Origin of the sequence: [Flexibacter] sp. ATCC 35208 (genome assembly GCF_001975825.1) — a bacterium.
Taxonomy (GTDB): domain Bacteria; phylum Bacteroidota; class Bacteroidia; order Chitinophagales; family Chitinophagaceae; genus Chitinophaga.
This window is the reverse complement of sequence record NZ_MTKN01000195.1, coordinates 1-829: the sequence shown is the minus strand read 5'-3', so window position 1 is coordinate 829 and position 829 is coordinate 1. Positions and strand designations below refer to the sequence as shown.

Annotated in this window: 1 protein-coding gene; it reads left to right on the top strand. The window is 44.5% G+C overall.

Going from position 1 to position 829, the window contains the following annotated elements:
• The first annotated feature begins 143 nt into the window (after positions 1 to 143).
• Positions 144 to 827, top strand: a complete 684-nt coding sequence (locus tag BW716_RS35040) for a hypothetical protein (protein WP_143709238.1) — start codon at positions 144 to 146, stop codon at positions 825 to 827.
• Positions 828 to 829: the final 2 nt, after the last annotated feature.

The following is an 829-nucleotide window of genomic DNA, read 5'->3' as shown; positions in this document are numbered from 1 at the left end:
CCAACAACAGAGTAACCCTAAACACCAGAAAGCCTTACAAAACATCATTGGCATATTGGGTGATTATAATTATTACGTTAAAGGCACCCCACAAGATGAAGCTCTCGACTATTAACAAGATCGTTTACCGTTAAACTGAAATTATGACTACTACCTGTCAATACTGCGGCACACCCATGCAAGCCTTACGAAGCACTCGTAAATATTGTAGCGATACCTGCAAGCAGTTAGCATTTTACAAACGGAACGGATTAGCGTTAGCAGATGCAGAGACTAACACCTTAACCGGTAATGAACCAGCAGTTTTGCAGGCAGAAGCGAAAACAGATGTAGATGAACCAGATTATATGATAAGGCAACAAGACCAGCCCTATCAGCAGGTATATTCCCGGCTGCTGGTAGCGGTACAGGAATGCCTGGATAGTAATAACTACACATTTGTATTTGAAAACCCGGATCAATATTGGGGAACCTATGCCATGCAGCCAGTAAAATGGGTAAGCCTTCGATTGCGCTGCCTGTTGGAAAACATGCTTCGTTTAAGCAATATGCCTTCCATACCCAATGAGATATTAGTTCTTTTGCGGGATTCGTTTGCTGATATGGCGGCGGCACCTCCTTACCGGCAACTGCCTGCTGATTATCCCTACACCGCGCTGGTAAAAGACATCATACATAACCTTGACCGCATTGTTCATAACGTTAAGCCGAAAGGTGATACCCGCTTTCGTTTAACGCTTAACCGGAAAGCGTCCCTCATTGCCTGTCTTTTTACTCTGGCCGCTATGGTGCCGCTGGTAAAGTTCCGTGCACTCAGCTTTTCATAATA